The organism is Gammaproteobacteria bacterium CG11_big_fil_rev_8_21_14_0_20_46_22 (genome assembly GCA_002796245.1).
Lineage (GTDB): Bacteria > Pseudomonadota > Gammaproteobacteria > UBA12402 > UBA12402 > 1-14-0-20-46-22.
This window is the reverse complement of sequence record PCWT01000048.1, coordinates 151946-174450: the sequence shown is the minus strand read 5'-3', so window position 1 is coordinate 174450 and position 22505 is coordinate 151946. Positions and strand designations below refer to the sequence as shown.

Below are 22505 nucleotides of genomic sequence, written 5' to 3'. Positions count from 1 at the left end.
GTTATAAAACTTTAATTTTCGTTTAACCTGGCGATCGCTCTCATTTTGAACTGTCAAGAAATCCTTGACAGTTGCGGACTCATCCAGCTCGCCCTCTGCAAAGATATTCTTCAGATGTAAGCTAATATTTTGCTTTGTAGTTTCAAAGAGTTCAGCTATTTCCGCTTGAGCCAACCAAAGAGTCTCACCCTGAAAAAGTACTTTAATATAAACCTGGTCATTTTCATCGCCATATAATAAAAATGGTGTGTTATTGTTACCCTGTGTTAATTTCTTTCTACTCATGACTTACTCTCAGTTTTCTCAAAATTTACTCACACTGCCGCTTACCTCATCCAAATCCCGCATCACCACCTCTAATAGGGCTATCATGCAATCACAAAGCTCGCCTATTTTTGGGTGTGGCGGCTAATAAAGAATAGTATCAAGACAAGTAGCGATGATAGCACTTGAGCGTCTAATGGTGTGTTTTATTTCCGTGTCGGTCATGTTGTAGCCCCTGTATGTGTTGTTGCACATGATTGGCGTGCGCTCCGTGTTGCGCTAGCAACACGGGACACCGCTTGCTACGCAGGAATGACAATACACTACCTTGATGTTTTTTCTATCTGCACACAGGCCTTTAAAAAGCTACTGGAGATCGGAAAGGCGCGGGTTTGATCCTTCAGGCTTTGTGTAAAGCGCAGATCAAGATCGGCCAGCTGGGCGGTGGGCGCGATCAAAGCCCCTTCATCGCCTCGGATGTGAAAGAGCTGGGTTTTTACGTGGCCAAAGAGGTCGTTTAACGCCGACGGGGTGGCCCATTCCTGTGACAGCAAACGTGGCCAAATGATTTTAAGCAAATAACTGAGCTCGCGCAGCTGACTCAACAGGCTCGCCTTGCCGCTGGCTTTGGGTGAAAAGCGCTCAAGCAGGGGAAATTGCAAAGAGTAATAGATCGGTGTATCGCTCAAGTACGCGGGCTGCATGATCACCGGCGCGTAGTCTTCCAAGCGGTAGCTTTCCATGTAAGCCTGTTGCAGGGTATGAAGTGGCAACGCGCTTTCATCGCTCGCCGGAGCCAAGCCGGGTGTGTAAGCCGCCATGAGGCTTAAGAGGTGATGGAGCGTGTCGATCAAGTAGGGGTTGGGTTTTAAGTGTCGCTCAGCTTGAATCACCGAGAGAAGGTAGTGCCAGAGTTGTTGGTGTTGCCATTGGGTGAAGGCGGCTTGTTTCGGGGCAATGATCAGGTGTTGAAGCGCGAGCCAAGCGGGGTCTTGAGCGCCAAGCGCTTTTTGCCAACTCGGTGAAAAGCGCAACACCGTAGTGCGCCAGGGCGTCTGGCTTTTAGCTGCCAGTTCGGCAAAGATGGCTGCCTGTTCGCGCAAGCCTTTAGGCGCGGGGCGAGTTACACGATACGCCTGTTGTAAGCCTTGGTGGCAGGCGAAGTTGCCAATGGTCGGCAACATCAAGACACTGCGCGCCCCGGCGTAGTGGCGCGTATGCGCGCAGCTCAGTGTCTCCTCAACCGTGTGACCGATGAGCCCGCCGGCGCGAATCAGCTGCTTTGAGACCCAGGCCACCGGGCTTTTAAGCACCCGCTCGATGGCGCCGTCAAGCACCAAGCCCAACGCGCCCGGCTTGAGCGTTTGGCCATAAACGAAGTCCTCTACGCTAAAATGTAGACGCTTGGGCGGATCGAGCGCATCCAACGCCTCGGCCAGTGGCGCATTGACCGCGCAGACGCGATCGCGCACCGCCGCCCAAGGCAGCGTGGGTTTTAATGGGTGTGTCATGATCGCCTCCGACTTAAGCGTCGTCGCCGGCGTTGCTCGCCAAGGCGTTGGCAATACGCTCGTAGACTTCTTCTCGGTGCACGCTCAAGCTCTTGGGCGCCTTGATCCCTAAACGCACCCTGTCGTCACTGCACGACAGCACTTGGATCTCGATCTCGTCTCCGATCTTGATTTTTTGGTTTGATTTTCGACTTAATACCAACATTGCGTCTCTCCCTTTCTAATTTAATAAAACTTCCCTTTAAAAGCTGAAACTAGAATATCCAGCTGAATAAGAGCCTTACCACCCAACTTCCAAATTAGCCAACGGCTTTTTTAAAAGCTCCCTGCGGCGCGCCATTTATTGTAATAATTTACTCAGTACGCCGCCTAAGTTATTTTTTTATTGAATACCATGCTTCGTTTCTTTAAAACCGTTTGGATTATAAGCAGAAACCGCTTAAGTTATTAAACAATCAAAAAAAGCTTTTATTTTTAAAGATAATTGTTATAGCTTATCTTTATTGCTAAAAAGCAAAGCTATCTATAGCAAAAAAACAAACCTAGAATACGCTAACGGAAACAGGGAGGCGCGCTGATGATCCACGAACCGTTAATAGAAGAGATGGGTTGGGAACAAGCCCGTGAGCTTGCAAAAAAAGGATGCAAAGAATTACTGAGCATTATCGATGAAATCAATCCCGACAAAGAGCTTACCCTAATCAAGGTGCGATATCCCTTCGGGTCCATTATTGTTCAAGACGACGTTCTGCACTTGCCAATTGACAATAAAACAACAGCCCCCATTAACGATATCCGCATAGATAGGAAATGGCAAGCCAAGCTAAAATACTGCTCGATACCCATGGGCATAATTATCAAAAATAGTCTCGAGGTTTACAGAGAAATTGACGAAAAAGTCTTCTCTGTGGCCTTGTCTGGTCCAAACACAGGAATTGAAATGGGGCCAGTTGAACACTTTGGCTCAACCGCTGCTTACACTGTCTCTTCAGGTGCCCGATCTCTATTCATGGTGCCAAGAATTTCAAAAGCCACCTCTCACAAAAAACTTCGCCGAGAATTCGGAGTTGCCTCACCCGCCCCGAAGCGCTTAGTTGATCATTGGCAAATATTTAAAGAAATCTACGCCAGCGAAAACTTCGGAGAAACCTGGGAATGCGAACTATTATTTCTAACAAAAAAGTGGGATGAGCACTTAAAAAAAAATTACCCACACTGGCTAAAATTAAAATGCTACATACGAAAAAAAGCCTGGGAACACTCAGAGCTTGGCCGAAGAAAAGTCATGCTAGATGTTGTCTGGCAGCAAGCCTCCGGTGTTTTAACACGCAAAGGCCTAAAACCAGATCCTTATGTTGTGGACACACTAAAACATTTAATTTTTATTGCTTTAGGAGGAATTTCCGGAAGTCGCCCTGCAAATGGGGATGATTTTGCTGGCCCACTGAATAAAATTCAAGAAATATACACCGATATCTATGGGCTGGAAAATCAAATACCGACCATAATGAGGCCTTATAGCTTTTCGAGCTCAGAAGGCAAACCAGTTTACTACTCCATGCAAACCCCTATGCTACTCTCTTCAACACCCAATTTTAGAAACATGAGCAGCAACATAGAAGACATGCGTGAACTGATTAACACCAAACAGTTCGTTTTTGAGCAAGATTATGGCAACTTAAAAATTGATAACACAAAGTTTAACGACCTCATTGGACGAATAAAATTCAATTATTTTCACGGTGAAATGTATGCTTATGGCCAAGAAATAAGGCCCACCAAAGAAATACCACTATCTGACCCAGATTTTCTTTATACACCCCAAAAAAATAACAATGGCGCATTTGCCGACAACGGAGCATATATTAGAGGTTGTATAAAAATCTCTAAGAAATAGTTGGGCACAAGCGCAATAAACCAATAATAAAAATTGGCAAAAATCATCCCCAAAATATTTATGCCAAAAATTGCTATCACTTTCTTTTCTTAACTTAGGCACAGCTATTATGGTAAAACTAAACAATCAACACTTAGGAAGCCACGCGATGTTAACGTTTGCTGCAATCACGCTGTTTTATTTTTTTGAATCTGCTCAAATGGCGTATTTCAATGTCTTGGCGCCAAGCCTCATTAGCAGCGGCGCCTATCACCATGCGCAAATTGCTGCAATCTCTGCCGCCTACTACTATGGTGACATGGTCGGTTTATTTCCCGTGGGCTGGGCGCTGGATCGCTTGCCGCTGCGAAAAACGCTGATTTTTGCCATCATTGGTTCACTTGTTGGCACGTTTTTACTATTTTCAACCGATAATTTCTTCTTACAATTTATCGCGCGTTTTATTAGTGGGTTTTTTGGTGGAACTTTTGCCTTTCTTGGTGGTATTCGCTTAATCGCTTTGCTTTTTCCAAAGCGTTTTAGCTATTACATTGGTTTATTTTTGGCAGCGGGCATGTTTGGTGGCCTCATCTGCCAATACCCTTTATTAGTCATCGTAAATCATTTCGGCCCAGACATGGCCATGAAAGTCGTTTTCTTAGTGGGTGTTCTTGTCGTTATCTTCAACTTCTTGTATCTAAAACCCAAAGAAGCCGTACACACCGATAAAGATAGCCTGCCTCGCCAGCCTTTCTTGACAGTATTTCGCGAGATCGTGTTTAACCTGCGAAACCTCACCGACGTCATTATGGTCTTCATGCTAGACACACCGGTCAGTGTGATCGGCACACTTTGGGGCGTGGTTTTATTTATGGGCTTTTTCCATTTTTCACCCGCTGTGAGTAGCTGGGTGGTGATGAGCTTGTTCGCAGGCTTAATGCTCGGACTGCCGGTGTGGGGCAAGCTCGCCGATGCTTTGGGTAATCGCCCTTGGATGATTGCCACGGGCGCTGGCATCAGCTTTATCATCACACTGCTTTTATTTGCCATGCAGTCCAGCGCCTCTGTCATTCCCGTTATGCTATTACTCTTTGTGCTAGGCTTTTTTAGCAGCGTTCAATCGATTGGTTTTTCTTGGCTAACTAAAAACATGAAGCCTGAGTTAATTGGGCGAAACAGTGCTTATAACTCTGTGATCTTCATGGGGAGCAATGGCGCCATTAAGCAACTTGGTGGATTCATGCTTGGCCTGCCGGCTATATTACTTGGCAGCGGCTCAGCAGCGAACCTCTTATTAATCATCGCCATCACCATGTTGTTAGCGACTATTTATCCGCTTGTTAGGCCGCTTCTTTATCGTGATGCGGTGTATTAAGCATCGATGATCATCATTTCAGCCTAAATTTATTGAAGGAAAAAATCCCACAAAATTCTGTTCATGTATTAAATTGACATAAGCTGAGTAATACCAAAAACTTAAATGGCTTAAAATAGGCCCATATAATGAAACGATATTATTTTATTACTCTGACTCTTATCATCCAAACTGCTTTGGCAAACAACCCTAACACATTCAAAATAGAAAAAAGCAACTTCTATATTGTTTACAACAAAAGTCTGGTCGATAAATATCATTTACGTGGAGTGATAACAAGCGACGCTCTTCCAAAAAAATTTTTTGGGCTTTACAAAATGACATTCCCCAGTGACCATGAATGCTGCTTAGGTCTATTCGTTTTGCATGATTATTTTAAGCCAGGGTTTCACAAAATAGCATTAAATATTAAGGGGTCTAATGGCGCCACAAAAAGCTATCTTCCACGTTACAGTGCCTACAAAAGCCGCGACGCCAGGCTCAACTACTTAAATTTCATAATACCCTGCGAAACCACTTTCAAAAAAAACGAAAAAGTTTCCCTATTTTACAAAGCGCACTCAAAAGAGCACATCACTGAAATTCCAATAAGTGTTATACGGCGGATTTGGTCAAAAAAAAGTGATTCGCCAGTGCCACAAGGTGGAAACGCACAATATTTTTCTGATTTATTAAATGGTGATTTTTAAATAGAAAGGTGGTTTCCGTGATCAAGGCTTTAATTTATTTTTTCATACTCACAATTACTCTTAATATAGCACAAGCCGGAAACAACCTTACACCCAGAAAAACCGACTTCTACATTATATTCAACCAAACGCTTGCAAAAAAATACGCAATAAAATATGCGGTAACCGAAAAACTACCCGATAAACTTTTTTCCATATCTAAGCTAGTTTATCCAGAAACATCACAGTGTTATTTGGGCTTTCAGATGTTAAACACTTATTTTATTGGTATCCCAAACCGGGCTAAGCTTCGTATAGAATCAAGCAGCCCAAGCAAATCATTAAGCTACAATATCCCTGGCGATGTTTTCGAAAGTGACCCGATAATGAATAGCTTTCATATAAAAATACCCTGTGACACATCCTTCAAAAACTCAAATGGAGTAAGTCTAGTATATAGATTTAAAACAAAAATCTACAAAAAATCGCTACCCATTAGCATCATCCAAAGAGTCTGGTCAATGAAAAAACCCACGCCTTTTATCGAAGGTGGAAACGGAAAGTATTTATCCGTTATTTTAAACAGCAAATTTTGGAGATGAAACAATGTCGATGTTTAGTGTTTTTGAATATGCCTTAGCTTCAAATGATGTCTACCTTAGCCAAAGCGAATCCATGAGATCACGTGAAAACTTACACGCCTATGGCATCACCCCCATCGAACTCGACCATCATTTATTCCCCCCTGGCTTTTTCGCGCGCTTGTATTATTCGAAGGTTCACCATGGTTATATTCTCGCTTTTCGTGGTACGACGATGGACGATGGGCCGATCAAAGCCGATGCGCAATATGCCTTTGAGGATAAAAAACCCGATGCGTATTACTGGGCAGAGACGTTATTTTATCATTTACTCGCCCAAAAGCCTGAACTCAACTACCAGCTCTGTTTAACGGGCCACTCGTTAGGTGGGCTGTTTGCAAAACTCATCACGGCTGAAACTGGCTTTAGCTCGGTAGGCTTTAATGCGCCCGGCATCGAACGACTGGTTAAAACGGTGCCCAATACCATACCCATCGTAAATATTAACGCTGCGATGGATTTTGTTTCTCATTTCTATCATCAAATAGGTAAGATCATTAACCTTGTCATCCCAAGCGATCTTGCGACCTGTGGCGTTAATCTGCCACTGTGCCTCTATGAAGAACACCGCATGGCAACGATTCTGGGTGCGCTTGGGCATAACCCAAAAGTGGCCAGTCTATTAGTTTAGCCGATAACGCTACCAAAACCGGCGCGCCACAAACGTCAGGCCTAATGAAAAAATAGCCATTATGCTCAAAGCAAAAAACAAGGCATCGCCCAAGCTAAACAGTCGGCTTAAAATAGCCAAAACCAAAATATAAACCGCAGGCACAAAACCTTGCCAAATCATTCTTGCGTAGTAGTTCAGCAAGGTCGCCTCAAAGTCCGTATTCGATTTTAAAATAATCTCTCGTACACCGTATTGCGTGAAAGATTCTGTACTCGAGTACACCAAAAATAAACACAACATCCAAAGCCATGAGGCGTGATGCAATAACAACCAAGCCATGATTGGCAACAATACGACGATACTCGCACCACGATACAAACAGTGATAGGTTGATCGTGTTTCACTGGTGATCATGCCTTTTAAAATCAAGCAAAGAATGAGTACGACAAATAAACCACTGATCATAGGCTCGAAGGTGGATAGACGTGAGTATAGCTGTGTATAGGCAGCACTTTTATCAAACAGTAACATAATGATCGGTGTGCTAATCGAAACGACTAAAACACCATAGGCAACGTTTCCGGTAAAAATAGCTTGTATGTTTGATCGCTCAAAATGCTTAAAGAGATAGTAAGCAAAACCCAAGATAAATGGAATAAACACACAGATAACAAACACACTCAGCGAGGCTATAAATGACAGCAACACACCCAACAATAACATGAGACCATAGCCGGCTAAACTTCGAAAAAATATAGCCTTATGCGAACGAAGCAAGTTTAAAAGGTAGAATCCGTAGCGGCGGATCAAAAGCAAATAAGCAAAAAAAGCGCATTCTAATAAAACACAAAAATGCGCATACACAGGAATACTCGCGAAGATCATAAATGCATTCATAATGATAAATGAAACCATGCCGAGCAAGTTTAAGTTGATTCCAAATACAGTATTGTTGATAAGCCTTGCTAAATTTTCTGAACGCACAGGTAGTACGTAGTGCTTGGTCTCCAAGATCACGAGATTGGCAAAAAATGCAATACAGAAATAATGCAGTCCAGAGGCGAAAAACATTTCGTTATAGCTTACAGGCGACAACAAGCAATACGTTGAAAAAATAAACGCTACAGAAACAAGCATCGCCACAGAGCGCTGAACAGAAATAAATGTGACATCGGATTTAGATACGATCCGATTAACCCAGCGTGACCCGAGTGCCAATAACAAACCTGATATCGCGACCTGAGCAAACACGTAGATAAAATAATCCACGCGCATAAAAGCCGAAGGCATAATGTGATGATAACGCGAAACGTCCTCGCTGAGCATGCGGATCGGCAAGTACACCGGTAAGATAAAAAAATACAGGATCATTGGGTGGGTAAAAAATACTTTGATCCACTGCCTGAGAGTATTCATGACTTCCTTTTACATCAATCGTGCTGGCTAAAAAAGGCATTCCATGCACGCAGGCCAAGCGTTTTAAAGGGCTCATCATAAACCAAAATATTATGGACCGCAAAGACGGTTATTACCTTTTTTTGTATTGCTTTGTGTATCTGAGGTTGATTTCAACCCGGGTTATCGCTTCGCTCAGCCAAGACTACCCGCGCGAAACAATACAAAGCAGCGATAAAATACACAACACCTAAACGGTGCGCAGCAGGAAGTAGTCCGCGATGGCATTGAGCATACCCGGACCAGAAGAGAGCGAAGCGATTGCTTCTTTCGCCTGGCCCACCTCGTGGTTGAGCATGCGGGTCGCTTCGTCTAAGCCGTAAAAGCTCACATAGGTATGCTTTTCATTTCTCATATCTGACTGCGCTGGCTTACCCAACGTTTCTGTGCTTTGCGTGCAATCTAAAATATCGTCGCAAATTTGAAAAGCCAAACCCAAATGCTTCGCATATCGGTTTAAGACCGCATGATCATGAGTACTGATTTGATCGAGTAGAATAGCAGGCATTTCAATGGCTGCTTCAATCAAGCGGCCCGTTTTCAAGGTGTGCATTTCCAATAGCTCACGCTCGGTATTCGCGCGCCCCACCAAATCATAATGTTGGCCTAGCGCCATCCCATTAAACCCGGATTTTCTCGCAAAGCAGCGAACCAGGTCGGCAACGCGATCGCTGGGAATTTCCGAATTAGACAATAACTCAAAAGAAAAGCACTGTAGCGCATCACCGCACAAGATTGCGGTGGCTTCATCAAACTCAATATGACAACTGGGCATGCCGCGGCGAAGCTCATCGTCATCCATCGCGGGTAAATCGTCGTGCACCAAAGAATAGCTGTGCATACACTCAATGGCCGCAGCTAAATAATCCAAACCGGGGTGCGCTAGCTGACCAAACGTGTCTGCCGCCGCATAAATCAACACGGGCCGAATACGCTTCCCCCCATTGCCGATGGCATAACGCATGGCTTGGTGAAGTTGGTTATCACCCCGAGGTAAAACGGTTTTTAGGAAGGCATTAACGCGAATTTGAGACGCTGAAAGAAAGGCGCTGATCTTGGCCATCACTCATCCTCATCGAAATCGACCAAACCATGCTTGTCGGTCAAGATTTTAATTTTTTTCTCAGCATCACCGAGTTTTTTCTGGCAGGTTTTTGTCAAGCTCACACCTTCTTCAAACAAAGCCAACGAGGCTTCAAGATCCAGCTGACCGCCTTCAAGCTTATCGACAATACTCTCAAGCTTTTTTAAGGAAGCTTCCAATGTGTCGGTTTTTTTAGCCGCTGGCATACAACACCTCTTAACTCATCGCTTCTTTGACCACAGCGGCCAAGGCTTCAACTTCTTTATCGACCATCGCTTGTGTATTGGCCTCAACCATCACACGAATCACAGGTTCCGTGCCTGAGGCGCGCAATAACACGCGACCTTGTTCGCCCAAACGCTCTTCGGCTGACGCCAGTGCAATTTGCACGGCTGGCACAGCCAGCGGATCGCTAAGCTTCGCAACACGCACATTGATCATACGCATCGGGCATTTATCGATTTTTTTTCGCAAATCATATAAAGGCTGCGCTTGCTCTTTCATCGCAGCCAACACTTGAAGCGCAGAAACAATGCCGTCGCCTGTGGTGGTTTTATTTAAACACACAATATGGCCCGAACCTTCGCCACCAAATAACCACCCGCGTTGTTCAAGCTCAGCCAATACATAACGATCACCGACTTTCGCGCGAACAAACTCGATACCGTCTTTTTGGAACGCTTGCTCAACGGCTAAATTTGTCATCAAGGTGCCGACCACACCGCCGCTCAAACGGCCCATGGCTCTTTCGTGCGAAACGATAATATATAAGAGCTCATCGCCATCAACGATTTCACCGGTATGATCGACCATCATCACGCGGTCACCATCGCCATCAAAAGCAATGCCCAAATCCGCTTTTTCAGCTAATACAGCCGCTTGCAATGCATCCAAATGTGTTGCGCCGCATTCATGATTGATATTCAAACCATTCGGTTTCACACCCATAGCGATGACTTTAGCGCCCAATTCTGTGAATACATCGGGTGCGATGTGATACGTTGCGCCATGGCCGCAATCCACCACAATTTTCAAACCTTTTAAAGAAAGCTGAAACGGCGCCGTACTTTTACAAAATTCGATATAGCGCCCTTTAGCATCATTGATACGGTGCACTCTACCTAGCGCATCTGAATCGACCACGCTCATTGGCTCATCAAGCTCGGCTTCAATCGCAAGCTCTAATTCATCGGAAATCTTTTTACCGTTAGGGCCAAAAAACTTAATGCCGTTATCGTAATAGGGATTGTGCGAAGCACTGATCACAATACCTGCACTGGCGCGAAACGTGCGCGTAAGATAGGCAATCGCTGGTGTAGGCATGGGGCCTAACATTTCAACATTCACACCCGCAGAAGCAAAGCCAGCTTCTAACGCGGCTTCAAAAACATAACCCGAAATACGCGTATCCTTACCAATAACGACCGTGCTGTGCGCTCGTTTAGCAAACACGCGACCCGCCGCAAAACCCAGCCTTAAAGCGAACTCCGGGCTAACTTTTGCGTCACCAAAGCGACCGCGAATACCGTCTGTGCCAAAATACTTCCGTGCCGACATCATGTCGTCCTTTATTGATCTTTGGTTTTTCCAGCCGGCGTTTCGTCTGAAGCTTCTTGAATATCCGTCGCACGTTCAAACGCTTTTTCGGTTTTTTCGTCTTCTTTGCTGATCTCTTCCCAGCCATCAGGTGGTGTCACCGTTTCGCGATTCATCAGCTGTTTAAGTTGAACTTCGCCGATCGTTTCATATTTAATGAGCGCTTCAGCCATCGCATGCAAAACATCTTCTTTCTCTTGAAGGACTTTTGTTGCACGAGTGTAATTCTCGTCGACGATGGTGCGAACCTCTTCATCGATTTGCTTTTCGATAAACTCAGAGTTTTGACGTGTTTTTTGTGTCATTGAGTGGCCCAAGAAAACCTCTTGCCCATCTTCTTCGTACACCATCGGGCCCAGCTTGTCCGTCAGACCCCATTTGGTGACCATATTGCGTGCGATTTCCGTGGCGCGTTGAAGATCATTCGACGCCCCTGTTGTCACTTTGTCTTTACCAAAAATGAGTTCTTCAGCAACACGGCCGCCGTATAATGAACACAAGGAGCTCTTCAAACGCGACAAGGAATAACTGTAGCGATCTTGCTCGGGTAAGAACATAGTCACGCCCAAAGCACGACCGCGAGGAATGATGGTGACTTTGTACACAGGATCATGATCCGGCACAGACAATCCGACAATCGCGTGACCCGCTTCATGATACGCCGTGAGGTTTTTCTCTTCTTCGCTCATCACCATCGATGTGCGCTCAGAACCCATGAGAATTTTATCTTTCGCCTTTTCAAGCTCAACCATACTGACCGCTTTTTTATTCGAACGCGCTGCGAACAAAGCCGCTTCATTAATTAAGTTTGCCAAATCAGCACCCGAAAAACCTGGCGTGCCGCGTGCAATGACTTTTGGTTTTATGTCGTTGTCCACTTTCACCTTTTTCATGTGAACTTTTAAAATTTGTTCGCGGCCTCTCACATCAGGCAAGGCCACCACGACTTGCCGATCGAAACGACCGGGGCGCAAGAGTGCAGGGTCTAACACGTCTGGTCGGTTGGTCGCTGCCATCACGATCACACCTTCAGAGCCCGAAAAACCATCCATCTCAACCAAAAGCTGGTTCAAGGTTTGCTCGCGCTCATCATGTCCGCCGCCCATACCGGCACCTCGATGACGACCCACAGCATCAATTTCATCGATAAAAATAATGCAAGGCGCTTGTTTTTTCGCTTGCTCGAACATATCACGCACACGTGATGCACCCACACCCACAAACATTTCCACAAAGTCTGAGCCTGAAATCGAAAAGAAGGGCACTTTGGCTTCGCCGGCCACCGCCTTGGCCAACAAGGTTTTACCGGTACCGGGAGGGCCTACCAATAATAGACCACGCGGAATACGACCGCCGAGTTGTTGAAACTTGCCGGGCTCTCTCAAGAAGTCGACCACTTCGCTGACTTCTTCTTTGGCCTCATCGCAACCGGCCACATCTTTAAACGTGATCTTGACTTGATCGTCACCCAACAAGCGCGCGCGGCTACGGCCGAATGAGAACGCGCCACCTTTGCCGCCACCCATCTGCTGGCGCATGATGTACAACCAAAACACGATGATAAGAATCACAGGACCCCAAGAGAAGAAAAACTGCGACAAGAAACCGCGCTCTTCTGGTGGCTTGCCGCTGACTTGGACTTTTTCGCCGACCATTTCTTTCAGAAGCGAAGGATCTTTCATTGGGATATACGTCACATACTCTTTGCCGTCTTTGGTCACACCATTGATTTTATCATCGTCGACTACCGCGGTTTTGACTTCACCGGCGTGCACTTGTGACAAGAATTGCGTATAGCTGTATTCATCGCCCGGTTTTTTCTTCGGCCCAAAAGTATTAAATATAGCAATCGCAGCGAGCACCAAAATCAACCACAATACGATATTTTTTATTAGATCCTTATTCAAAGCCGGCTCCTCTTACATCGGACAAAAAAATTAGCCTCCTATCATACCAACATAGGGGTGAATTAACAGTGTTTCCCAATGCTTTAATCTGCGCTTTTTTTAGGCAAAACCTACTGCCTTAGCGTGCTAGGCAAGCTCTGGCTCGAACTTGCTGAAGCTTGCGAATGATGAAAGAGTGAGGAGGCCACCCTCGTCGGCGCAGGACTAGCAAGACCTGCCGCACTGCCGCTACGCTTCGCCCCAGCACCCGCCTCAGGCGGTGTTAAGGCTGATATCACCGCTTGCAAAGCCCGTTGGTTACCCACTCGTGTTGTTGTGTACTCTCGATACACACGTTCAATTTCAGCCAGCGCATCACCAGGGCTTGGCTCACATTTCTGCAAAGCTTCAAGCAGCGCCTGAACTAAACCGACCGGACTGGTTTTATACGCAAGACTCAGTGGTGTTTCGCCTCGGCTATTTCGTTGATAAGGATCGCCGCCCAAGCTAGCGAGCAATTTAATTACGGGCGCATAGCGATCAGGGCTCCATGTTCGCGCAGTGCCGCCATTAATCGCGAAGACGATGGGGCTGCGCTGCCGCTTATCTGCTGGACTAACCGCATTCACATCATGACCTAATTCGTGTAGCAACTTAATCGCCTCTGTCGAACCGCACTCAGCCGCATGGCACAAACCTGTGGGGTTAGTGCTTTCTAGTGTTTTAGACAACCCTGGCGTGACAACCAAGCGCAACAGGCCAGCATCATTCGTTGAAGCGGCAAAGTTAAATACGCTCACTTGATTCCAAGCACTGTGCGCATTTTCAGGCCAATGAGTTTTCAGGGTTTCTCGCAAACGTGAATACAATGCTTCTTGAGAAAGATCCCTTCGACTGCTCAAACCAAGAAGATGTATCAAAATGGGGACCACATAGCGAACGCGACTTTTTTCTTCGCTTTCGCACCGTGTTAGTCGTTGAATAAAGCGCACTGCATCAGCGTCGCTCACTGTAACGCCCGTATCGAGCAAAGCCCGTAAAGCATCACATTGAAGCTCATCAATCGCCCAGTGCAGTGGTAACTTAGCAGGATTCCCCAAAGGCTTACTAGCGCAGGCGCCTTGTTCCAGTAAGTAGCGCACAAGGGCAGCTTGGTTGGTTTTGATCGCGTGAAGTAATGCCGTTTCAGACTCTGCATTTTGAGCGTTTATATCGGCACCCTGGCGAAGCAAGACAACGGCACACTCACGACTGGTGGGCTGCGCACAAATAAGCTCGCTCGCAACGATTTTTCTTATCGTTCCAGCCTGCATGTTATCTAGGAACCAACCCAAAGCAAGCTCATTACCACACCAGGCTGCAAGGTGCGCACACGCCATCAAGTCGCTGGTGCCCAATCTGAGCCGAGAAAGCTCAGGCTGCTTTCGCAGCAACACACACAATGCAAGCTCATGCTCAACCGCTTTACCACACCACTTTTGATCTTTAAACAAGTACAACAAAGGATTAACACTCAACAAATGAGAAGCCGTCCGATTTAGAAAGCCAGGAAAAGCCGCAAATAATTTGTCGTAAAAAGCACCAGACGTATGGGGGTGTGCTTTTTCCAAAACAAACCACTGTAAAATAGCCGCAACATTACGCTCATAAACCGCAGCACGAAAAAAATGATCGCTTGTATTATCGATTGTGTTTGGGAAGAGCTTTGGGTCAAGAGTTTGATGCAGTGCAACTTGTTTAACCTTGTTTGACACGGCTTTTGGGGCCTTATAACACTGCCATAAGTACTCAACGATTGTTTGATCATTTCGAGCTCTAGCGACACTTAATAAAGATTCACCTTTGTGATCAACGCTCCACAACTCTTGCTGGCTAACATCTAAAGCTTCGATTTCTTTAAGTGTTAGGTAACGAACTGCAAAAAATAAGTTAGCCATGCGGTCGCTACCGCAATCATCATAAAGCACGCGATGGCTATAATCAGAAAACTTTAGAGGCTCGCCGGGTCTTTCTTCTACAAAACCCGAGTGATTTTTAATTAAAGCAACGAGAAATCCTGGCTCGCTAAGCACGTGCAATAAAGAGTGGCTCACCAAGGTCATTTGAAAAATCGAACTCGGATCTAGAAACAGCGCAATCTGTTGAACAATGTCAGCGGGTAACTCAGTGAGCTGGGCTCTATCGTTATGACTTGGCATGGTTATTATTCTTTTTTATTGACAGTAGGCTGGTACTTAGTCACGACGCTTGCGATAAAAAATGGCGACATGACCGATGGTTTTGATGTGCTCGGCTTGCGTAAGATTGGCAAGCTCATCGACCATGGCTTGACGATCATCTCGATCGGCGGCATTCACGCGCACTTTGATCAGCTCGTGAGCCTCAAGGGCGGCATGCATTTCTTGCACCAAATTCTCAGTGATACCTTTGGCGCCTGTCATCACAACCGGATTTAGGCTATGAGCTTTGGCGGCTAATTCACGTTTTTTTTCTTTCGCTAACATCTTCTCTCTCCTGGTTGGGCTCATTCTAATCGATTTATCCTTGATTAGAAACAGCTATCCAGAAACTCCACGGTTGTCCCATTAAACGTATTCTGCTTAAATTGACTACAAACGTTCAGTTTTGAGGGGAGGTTGAACGCAAATTTGATGAAACAGCGCGGTGTACACGCAAGTACATGAGCACGTTGAAGAAAATTTGCGTTCAAGATCGACCAAAAATGGACGTTTCCTGTTTTAATGGGACAGCCGTGCCAGAAACTCCGGGGCCACAAAAACCCTACAAGCCCACTTCATCAGAGGACACACCCCAACGTTTTTGTTATATTTGAACGCTCCCTAACCATGAACTTGCTGACTTAACATGAATAAAACGAATAAATCCTGGATACAGAAACATATCAACGACCCTTACGTCATCCAAGCCCAGAAAGAAGGCTGGCGTTCGCGCGCTGTGTTCAAACTCAAAGAAGTGCAGCTCAAAGACAAGGTCATTAAGCCTGGCATGCGTATCGTGGATTTAGGCGCCGCACCCGGCGGCTGGTCGCAGTACGCCGCGCATTGCCTCAATGGCACGGGCCACATTGTGGCGATTGATCTTTTGCCCATGGATACCATTGCGGGCGTTGAATTTATTCAGGGTGATTTTCGTGATGAGGCAACCTTAAAGCAACTCATGGCGGCGGTGGGTCACGAGCCGATTGATCTGGTGATGTCGGACATGGCGCCGAACTTCAGCGGCCATAAAGGCATTGACCAGCCGCGCTCCATGCATTTGGCCGAGCTTGCACTCGCTTTTGCTGAAGATGTGTTGAGTGACAAAGGGCAGTTTCTGATTAAGCTCTTCCAAGGCACGGAAATCGACCAGTACATTCAAACCTGCCGCGAGCGTTTCAAACGCGTCACCATCCGAAAGCCTAAAGCTTCACGGGATAAGTCGCGAGAATTTTACCTGCTAGCACAGCGTTAAACTCACCCTTTACACAGAAGTTCCAGTGGCCGAGCTGTTAGATCTTGATTAAACCCTATAGCGTTTAACAGAGCGCTGTTTAGCGGCGAGCGAGAAAGGCACCCAGCACAGCTAAAACACCGCCGACTAAGGCCATCACTGGCGGCAATTCGCCCAGCAACACCCAGCCTAAAAACGTCGCGACAATTGGCATGGCGTACATCGCCATCACCGTCTTACACGCCGGTAAATGCATGAGCACATAGCTCCACAACGCATAGGACACCACGCCTGGAAAAATCCCGAGATAGACGACCCACAAAGTCGCGCTTAAGGGAACATGTGACACGTCATGCCAAGTGATCGGTAGAAAACACAGCAAGGGCAAGGTACCCAACCACATGGCCAAGCACACAAACTGCAAACCGTGAATGCGCTTTAACACCGGTTTTTGTAGCGTTGAATACAGCGCCATGCTCATAGCAGCACCAAAGAGCAACACGATTCCACGCACGTTCGCATGCGCATGATGTTCGGCCATGGCCATGCTCAGCAAGCCCACAAGGCTGATCGCCACACCCATAAACGCTGCGCGTTTTAAGCGCTCTTTTAGAAACACAAAGGCAATGATCAAAGAAATGAGTGGCACAAGGCCCACCATAAACGCAGAAATACCGGCTGAGACCGTGATCTCCCCCGCATTTAAACACAAGTTATAAAAAGTAAAACCGAGCAAGCCCAAAAACAGTAAGGCTGGCAAATCTTTTGCTGCAATGGCTGTGCGTGTAGGTAACTTAAAATAAAAGGGCACTGTGACCAAAGAGCCAACAATATAGCGAAGCAAGGCCAAACTTTGTGGGTGGTAACCGCCGTGCAAAGCCGCACGAATCCCCACGAAGGCCGAAGCCCATAACACAATAGTGACACACAGTGCGAGCTTGACGCGCAGCGTGGTCGGTTCTTGTCGGGCATCATGGGTTTTCATGGAGGCATCATACGCAAAGAAGGCGATAAACAAAAGCGGGAAGTAAAACCCGGGTTATCCTCGCTACGCTCGTCAACCCAAGCTACTTTTGTTCTGTGTTGCTTGGTGAATGTAGCAACCGTCTTTGCGAGGAGCGTAGCGACGCGGCAATCTCCAGCTTAATTCAAAAGATTGCCGCGCTCACCGACGTTCGCTCGCAATGACATCAACCATAAAATGTAGCCTGTATATTGAACGCCGAAGGCGTGATAATCCGGGTTTTTATTTCCCCGAGTTATCCGCGCTGCCGCTCCTCAACCCAGACTACGCAAGAATCGTGACCTAGTTTCACAAGGCCACAAACTGTATCCACACTGCACTGAACAAAGCCAACACGCCGCCAGCCAGCGCCTGTGTATTGGGCACTTCGCCCAGCACCCACCAACCCAGCAGGGTGGCAATGACAGGATTTAAAAACAACATCGCACCGATGTGACTAACGGGCAACTTCGGACCTGCGATGCTCATCAAGGAATAACTGACGATGCCTGGAAAAATGGCGAGATACAACATCGCCACCCAGCCTTTCGCGTTGACATGCTGCACTGTGCGCAATAAATCCGGGACATAAAAAACCGCTAAAAACACCGTGCTGGCTAAGAGCGCATAAAACGTAAACTGCATCGCCCCCACGCGCGGGACCACGCGCTTGATCATGACATTATAAAACGAGGCGAACACAGCGCCGGCAAACACCCAGGCAATGCCGACAAGACCGTGGGCTTGATGACGCTGGCTAAAACAAATTAAGGCGACACCCACAAGACCGATAATGATGCCGACAATCGACAAGGGCGAGGTTTTCTCTTGCAACAGAAAAAAACCTAAAACCACCATGACCACGGATTCTTGGCTGATGATAAACGAAGCAATACCTGCGCCCACATGAGTCTCACCGCGATTCAAACACACGCCGTAAATACCCACACCGCACAACGCTGTGAGAATAATCAAAGGCCATGCCCGCAACGACACTGGCGCGACTGGCTTTAATCGCCGACGTAAAAAAGGCAGCATGATCAATGCGGCCAAACCGTATCGCGCTAACGCCAGCGCACCCGGGTCAAAACCGTTGAGCACAGCCACACGAATACCCACGAACGCACCGCCCCAAAAAATCACGGCGAGTGCCAAAAGGGCGGTGTAAAAAAAACGTGGGCTCACAATGTCTCGTTAAAAAAATCGCAAGCATAGCGAAACGCACGGCGCGCTGAATCGGCATTATACTCACGGCCCATTTCGGCAGGGCCTAACTTGGCCGCTTCTGGGTCCGTGTAGGCGTGCTTGGTATGACTGAAAAACACAAACCGCCAATCGACAGCTTGCGCATTCAATTCATCGGCGATCACATGCAATTGATCGGGCGGAACTTGCGGGTCTTCAAAACCGTGCAAAATTAAGGCCTTGGCTTTGAACCGGCCAAGCTTGATACCCTTAGGTGCTGCCAATAAACTGTGCAAGGCAGCAACACCTTGAATATCTGCGCCAGCACGTGCCAAATCCAAGGCACACATACCGCCAAAGCAAAAACCCATGGCGGCGATTTTATCGGCATCGACTTCGGCTTGCGCACGCGCCGCTTCAAGCCCGGCTAAGGCGCGCTGCTGTGTGAGCAGACGATCACCGAAAAAAGTTTTAAAATAGCCGACACAGGTATCAAAATCTTTGGAGACTTGTCCATCGCCATACATATCCACACAAAACACCGCAAAACCTGCGTTCACTAAATCGGCCGCATAACTTTTGGTGAAATCGTCCAAACCTTCAAACGCATGAAACACTAAAATCGTCGGCTGATTGTCGCCGCGGGTTTCATCAAAAGCGAAATACCCTTGGCAAGTTTGATCGCCGTCTTGATAGGGGATGGTGCGGGTTTGCATGAGCCGTTTCCTTGCGTACATCAACAGCGGGTATGATAACGTGCGTCAGACTGAATAGGAATGACCTGACATAAAAAAGGGCCCGAAGGCCCTGGTGTTTATCGAGTAGGTGTCTGCGGTTGTGACAACACATCTTGAACAAAATTTCCAGCTTCCCTAAGTTCATTATAGAATTTGTGAACTTTCTCATCACGGAAACGCGGCTTTTTCTTCAGTCCATCTTCCCCTATCGCATGCTTGACGCTTGCCAAAATAAAAGCAACGATGTTGCTTTGCTGGTCTTCTCCCAAAGATCCAAGCACCGTAGTACCAGCGGCAAGACCAGCCTTTGTAAATTGATCACGCATTTCTTGTACATGCTTTGGCACAATACGACGACATGGTTTTCTTCCTGCTCGATCAAACCGACCATTAAAAATATCGTCTCGCATTATAACAAGGAGATCCGAAGTGTCTTTTAGCTGAGTGTCTCTATCATAACGAGGGCGTGCATTGACAGCACGTTGCCCTGCTTGTGTTGAACCTGCATTTTGAGGAGAGCCAGGCTTTCCAGCTGCTGAAGCAGGAGCAGGATCCGCACCCTCTCTAGCTGCATGGGTTTGCGCTACCCTCGGTGAATTTTGCTTCAAAATAGCGCGCGCCGCCTTTAACACATCGCTTTGAGATCCCTCAAGCTTAACTGACCCAAGCGTAGAACCACCCTCTCCTCTAAACTCCAGAACCCGATCCTTTAACTCAAACTTAATATTTAGAGGGCCAGCCTCAGCTTTGACTGCATCAAATATACACCCCTCATTTTCAGTTAGCACTTGAAGACCATATGCAACGATACCATTAAAGTGTCTTTCTCCATTAAATTCGAGGGATTCTTTAGATTTCTTTTGATCCCCACCCACAAAACGGTATCCTGCTATTTTAGCGACAAAGCCTTTTTCTCCTGCTTTTTGAACAGTTACCTTGGGGATTGCTGGTGAAAAGCGAGAAAGTTGGCTGGTAAGTTGTCTGCTAATATATTCAGCTAAGCTTGTTTCAGAAGCTAGCGAAGGGGGTGCGGCAGATGTGGCAGGAGGTGAGCTTGGTGCTGAATTAGCCGAACCCGTAGAAGTCGGCGACACAGAAGAAGCGCGACGAGCAGCTATTGAAGCCACCGTTTGAGCTAGCATTTTCCTATTGGGCGTGACATAAGCACAACTTTCACCATCTGTTGTTTTAAGCTCATTCTCTTTGACAGTCATTTTAAAGCCAAAAGCAGCGACCAAACAGCTTACCTCTTCATGGCTCGTTAACACAATTCTATGGACTGAGGTATCCTTATTAGAAGTTTCTACTCTTATCCCGTTTTCTTCTAGCTTTTTTAAGATCTCTATTGAAGTGAACTTTACAATAATTCTATTTCTGTCTTCAAACAGAACAAGACTATCTTCGACCTCTTGACGGCTCAAACCCCGAGATTGATTATCAATAACATAGTTAAAAAGCGCCTTTTTTAACACTTGGGGAGCTTGGTTAAGAAATGTTGCCCCCAATTGACCTAAGGGTTGTGCTTGTGCTGATGTTTTACTGCGTGGCATAAGAGAACTCTCCTATTATTGTTTTTATTGGGGGTATTTTACCCCAAACTGGGTCAAAAAGTAAACAAATTTATGGTTTATTTAGGGCCATAGAAACAAGAGGTTATACCATACCCTCATTATCATGCCTTGTCTCGCAGTCAGTATCCTGCAAAAAACCTAGATCACCACAGCTTAAACGAATCATTGTACCCAAAGCTGCCGTCGTCGTGTGATTCGCGAGCTACTGCCCGAGATTGAGATTGGGACTGTTGCGCAGCTTTCACATGGTGTGATGAAGGTGATGCGCCAGGGTTCGGCGTTTTAAAGGTGCCCTTGTCGATCAACCTGGCAATGTGCGCCTGTTGGCGTTTGTCCGGAAAAACTGAAGCTTGTCCTCCCCGCAAAGGGGCGAGTAAAATCGCTCGGCAAGCAGTTTGAATCATGGCTTTATCAACGTGAGTCAGTCGTCTTGGGGGACCGCTGAAACCAGCCCGATATTGCGCTGCCTTCACATCGCGTCCACTTAAAAAACGACTGACCTCATGGTAAAGCTGCTTTGGGTTAGCGCGATGATTCTCAAGCACTGTCTTTAATCGTCCGAGTATCTGCGCACAAAGCCTTGGATTATCGGCGCCCGGCCAACCATTTTTCTCAAGGTTACAAAGCTCAGTTTGTTTGCCTAGCTCACAAAGCGCTGAAGCCACACCCACAGCTTGCGATAACGCCAACCAAGTGGCTGTGCGGCCTTGATAATCTTCAAGTTCAGAAAAAAATCGCGAGGCACAATTGCGGTGTTCGCAAACACGAGAATCTTTAGAGCGAATAAAATCATAAAACGCCGATAATTCAGCCTGGGTCATGCCGCTTAAATGCTCATGAAAGTCTGAGTCTGCACATAAACGCTTGAAAGCCGCGTGCTGATCAGACAGCCTTGAATATAAACAATAGATCACAAAAACTTGATCATAGACCTTACGCCCAGACGCAGACTGCATTTTCTTTTCAAAATTAGCTAAGCTTTTTGGAAGCGTAAGAGGAGCATTTATACGCCGAAGCAGCGCTTCCTTTTCACGATCATATGCAGCTTTTGCTTTCTTTTTTGTACCGCCAGTAAGCAAACTATTGTTGCAAAACGTGTCAACGACATCGAAAAATGCTTTCGGCTGCACAGCAACACGGCGAGAGTCTTCACCTGCGCCACTTACCTTAGGAGAAGGGTCAGAACAATGTAACTTGAAACCATGCTCCTGCACTGCCAGCTTTGCTTTAAATAAACACGCTACAAAGCCAGGGGTTTTCAGCAACTCTGCAAGAGCGTTGTAGTAAGCTTCCACCTCGAGGACGATATCACCATCGACACTTGTAACATGTTCCAAGTAAAGTTTAGCGTATGCGATAAATGCTTGTGCTAGGGCTTCTTGGGCCGTCAATTTCGGATCGGCCTGCTCGAGTAACCACGGTTTTAATGTTTCTATAGACTCAAACTTTATACTCGCGGGAAAGTCTCTACGCTGACCACCCGACCCTGTCTCAGCTGATGATTCATTATCTGAGACAGACCAATGAAAAACACCATTAAAACTTTTATAAAGGATTTTGATAAGTTCTGAATTCATCATCTCGCTCAAG

At 46.5% G+C, this 22505-nt stretch carries 22 protein-coding genes; 7 read left to right on the top strand and 15 right to left on the bottom strand.

Features of this window, described 5'->3' with window-relative positions; all coding sequences use genetic code 11:
* The 3 genes from COV52_06240 to csrA form a co-directional block, all read right to left on the bottom strand.
* A partial coding sequence (locus COV52_06240; protein ID PIR11102.1) for a hypothetical protein occupies positions 1-285 on the bottom strand: 285 nt, incomplete at its 3' end.
* Positions 286-587: 302 nt separating this feature from the next.
* Positions 588-1775 (bottom strand): hypothetical protein, encoded by a 1188-nt coding sequence (locus COV52_06235; protein ID PIR11101.1) that lies wholly within the window; start codon positions 1773-1775, stop codon positions 588-590.
* A 13-nt stretch (positions 1776-1788) separates the two neighbouring features.
* On the bottom strand, positions 1789-1980 hold the full coding sequence (gene csrA / locus COV52_06230) for a carbon storage regulator (protein ID PIR11100.1): 192 nt from the start codon (positions 1978-1980) through the stop codon (positions 1789-1791).
* 372 nt (positions 1981-2352) lie between these two features.
* Here csrA and COV52_06225 point away from each other — a divergent pair, with 372 nt between their 5' ends.
* From COV52_06225 to COV52_06205, 5 genes are all read left to right on the top strand, one after another.
* Positions 2353-3672 carry a hypothetical protein gene (locus tag COV52_06225; protein ID PIR11099.1) on the top strand — a complete coding sequence of 440 codons (1320 nt, stop codon included), beginning with the start codon at positions 2353-2355 and terminating at the stop codon, positions 3670-3672.
* A 109-nt stretch (positions 3673-3781) separates the two neighbouring features.
* Positions 3782-5026 (top strand): hypothetical protein, encoded by a 1245-nt coding sequence (locus COV52_06220; GenBank protein PIR11098.1) that lies wholly within the window; start codon positions 3782-3784, stop codon positions 5024-5026.
* Positions 5027-5154: 128 nt separating this feature from the next.
* The gene (locus COV52_06215; protein ID PIR11097.1) at positions 5155-5715 is read left to right on the top strand and encodes a hypothetical protein; all 561 of its coding nucleotides are present in this window, start codon (positions 5155-5157) and stop codon (positions 5713-5715) included.
* 17 nt (positions 5716-5732) lie between these two features.
* Positions 5733-6296, top strand: coding sequence for a hypothetical protein (locus COV52_06210; protein PIR11096.1), 564 nt, complete (start codon positions 5733-5735; stop codon positions 6294-6296).
* Positions 6297-6300: 4 nt separating this feature from the next.
* On the top strand, positions 6301-6966 hold the full coding sequence (locus COV52_06205; GenBank protein ID PIR11095.1) for a hypothetical protein: 666 nt from the start codon (positions 6301-6303) through the stop codon (positions 6964-6966).
* Between the two features lie 9 nt (positions 6967-6975).
* Here COV52_06205 and COV52_06200 read toward each other — a convergent pair whose 3' ends face one another.
* The gene (locus COV52_06200; protein PIR11094.1) at positions 6976-8319 is read right to left on the bottom strand and encodes a hypothetical protein; all 1344 of its coding nucleotides are present in this window, start codon (positions 8317-8319) and stop codon (positions 6976-6978) included.
* A gap of 65 nt (positions 8320-8384) precedes the next feature.
* On the opposite strand from COV52_06200, the gene COV52_06195 reads away from it, so the two are divergent.
* The gene (locus COV52_06195) at positions 8385-8597 is read left to right on the top strand and encodes a hypothetical protein (protein ID PIR11093.1); all 213 of its coding nucleotides are present in this window, start codon (positions 8385-8387) and stop codon (positions 8595-8597) included.
* On the opposite strand, the gene COV52_06190 is transcribed toward COV52_06195, so the two are convergent.
* From COV52_06190 to COV52_06165, 6 genes are all read right to left on the bottom strand, one after another.
* Positions 8594-9466 carry a geranyl transferase gene (locus tag COV52_06190; GenBank protein PIR11092.1) on the bottom strand — a complete coding sequence of 291 codons (873 nt, stop codon included), beginning with the start codon at positions 9464-9466 and terminating at the stop codon, positions 8594-8596. The genes COV52_06195 and COV52_06190 overlap by 4 nt on opposite strands.
* Positions 9466-9693 (bottom strand): exodeoxyribonuclease VII small subunit, encoded by a 228-nt coding sequence (locus COV52_06185; protein PIR11091.1) that lies wholly within the window; start codon positions 9691-9693, stop codon positions 9466-9468. Before COV52_06185 ends, COV52_06190 begins: the two co-directional genes overlap by 1 nt.
* A gap of 10 nt (positions 9694-9703) precedes the next feature.
* Positions 9704-11044 (bottom strand): phosphoglucosamine mutase, encoded by a 1341-nt coding sequence (locus COV52_06180; GenBank protein ID PIR11090.1) that lies wholly within the window; start codon positions 11042-11044, stop codon positions 9704-9706.
* 11 nt (positions 11045-11055) lie between these two features.
* The gene (gene hflB / locus COV52_06175) at positions 11056-12990 is read right to left on the bottom strand and encodes an ATP-dependent metalloprotease (GenBank protein ID PIR11089.1); all 1935 of its coding nucleotides are present in this window, start codon (positions 12988-12990) and stop codon (positions 11056-11058) included.
* A 110-nt stretch (positions 12991-13100) separates the two neighbouring features.
* A complete protein-coding gene (locus tag COV52_06170) occupies positions 13101-15167 on the bottom strand; it encodes a hypothetical protein (protein ID PIR11088.1) in 2067 nt (688 codons plus the stop codon).
* 36 nt (positions 15168-15203) lie between these two features.
* On the bottom strand, positions 15204-15473 hold the full coding sequence (locus COV52_06165; protein PIR11087.1) for a ribosome assembly RNA-binding protein YhbY: 270 nt from the start codon (positions 15471-15473) through the stop codon (positions 15204-15206).
* A gap of 361 nt (positions 15474-15834) precedes the next feature.
* Here COV52_06165 and COV52_06160 point away from each other — a divergent pair, with 361 nt between their 5' ends.
* Positions 15835-16440 (top strand): 23S rRNA (uridine(2552)-2'-O)-methyltransferase RlmE, encoded by a 606-nt coding sequence (locus COV52_06160; GenBank protein PIR11086.1) that lies wholly within the window; start codon positions 15835-15837, stop codon positions 16438-16440.
* Positions 16441-16519: 79 nt separating this feature from the next.
* On the opposite strand, the gene COV52_06155 is transcribed toward COV52_06160, so the two are convergent.
* The 5 genes from COV52_06155 to COV52_06135 all read right to left on the bottom strand — a co-directional run bounded on the left by COV52_06155 (position 16520) and on the right by COV52_06135 (position 22492).
* Positions 16520-17404: an EamA family transporter gene (locus tag COV52_06155; GenBank protein PIR11085.1), complete on the bottom strand. Its 885-nt coding sequence runs from the start codon at positions 17402-17404 to the stop codon at positions 16520-16522.
* A gap of 327 nt (positions 17405-17731) precedes the next feature.
* Entirely contained in the window at positions 17732-18607 is an 876-nt protein-coding gene (locus COV52_06150) for a hypothetical protein (GenBank protein ID PIR11084.1), read from the bottom strand.
* Positions 18604-19344, bottom strand: coding sequence for a carboxymethylenebutenolidase (locus COV52_06145; GenBank protein PIR11083.1), 741 nt, complete (start codon positions 19342-19344; stop codon positions 18604-18606). The genes COV52_06150 and COV52_06145 overlap by 4 nt, the downstream gene beginning before the upstream one ends.
* 77 nt (positions 19345-19421) lie before the next feature.
* Positions 19422-20894, bottom strand: coding sequence for a hypothetical protein (locus COV52_06140; protein PIR11082.1), 1473 nt, complete (start codon positions 20892-20894; stop codon positions 19422-19424).
* Between the two features lie 164 nt (positions 20895-21058).
* Positions 21059-22492, bottom strand: a complete 1434-nt coding sequence (locus tag COV52_06135; protein PIR11081.1) for a hypothetical protein — start codon at positions 22490-22492, stop codon at positions 21059-21061.
* Positions 22493-22505: the final 13 nt, after the last annotated feature.

Bases quoted from the DNA above. Each gene is read 5' to 3' on its own strand.
- COV52_06145 (PIR11083.1), bottom strand. From the start codon at position 19,344: ATGTACGCAAGGAAACGGCTCATGCAAACCCGCACCATCCCCTATCAA.
- COV52_06200 (PIR11094.1), bottom strand. From the start codon at position 8,319: ATGATCCTGTATTTTTTTATCTTACCGGTGTACTTGCCGATCCGCATG.
- COV52_06140 (PIR11082.1), bottom strand. From the start codon at position 20,894: ATGCCACGCAGTAAAACATCAGCACAAGCACAACCCTTAGGTCAATTG.
- COV52_06170 (PIR11088.1), bottom strand. From the start codon at position 15,167: ATGCCAAGTCATAACGATAGAGCCCAGCTCACTGAGTTACCCGCTGAC.
- COV52_06225 (PIR11099.1), top strand. From the start codon at position 2,353: ATGATCCACGAACCGTTAATAGAAGAGATGGGTTGGGAACAAGCCCGT.
- COV52_06220 (PIR11098.1), top strand. From the start codon at position 3,782: ATGGTAAAACTAAACAATCAACACTTAGGAAGCCACGCGATGTTAACG.
- COV52_06215 (PIR11097.1), top strand. From the start codon at position 5,155: ATGAAACGATATTATTTTATTACTCTGACTCTTATCATCCAAACTGCT.
- csrA (PIR11100.1), bottom strand. From the start codon at position 1,980: ATGTTGGTATTAAGTCGAAAATCAAACCAAAAAATCAAGATCGGAGAC.
- COV52_06235 (PIR11101.1), bottom strand. From the start codon at position 1,775: ATGACACACCCATTAAAACCCACGCTGCCTTGGGCGGCGGTGCGCGAT.
- COV52_06190 (PIR11092.1), bottom strand. From the start codon at position 9,466: ATGGCCAAGATCAGCGCCTTTCTTTCAGCGTCTCAAATTCGCGTTAAT.
- COV52_06135 (PIR11081.1), bottom strand. From the start codon at position 22,492: ATGAATTCAGAACTTATCAAAATCCTTTATAAAAGTTTTAATGGTGTT.
- COV52_06160 (PIR11086.1), top strand. From the start codon at position 15,835: ATGAATAAAACGAATAAATCCTGGATACAGAAACATATCAACGACCCT.
- COV52_06180 (PIR11090.1), bottom strand. From the start codon at position 11,044: ATGTCGGCACGGAAGTATTTTGGCACAGACGGTATTCGCGGTCGCTTT.
- COV52_06165 (PIR11087.1), bottom strand. From the start codon at position 15,473: ATGTTAGCGAAAGAAAAAAAACGTGAATTAGCCGCCAAAGCTCATAGC.
- COV52_06185 (PIR11091.1), bottom strand. From the start codon at position 9,693: ATGCCAGCGGCTAAAAAAACCGACACATTGGAAGCTTCCTTAAAAAAG.
- COV52_06155 (PIR11085.1), bottom strand. From the start codon at position 17,404: ATGAAAACCCATGATGCCCGACAAGAACCGACCACGCTGCGCGTCAAG.
- COV52_06205 (PIR11095.1), top strand. From the start codon at position 6,301: ATGTCGATGTTTAGTGTTTTTGAATATGCCTTAGCTTCAAATGATGTC.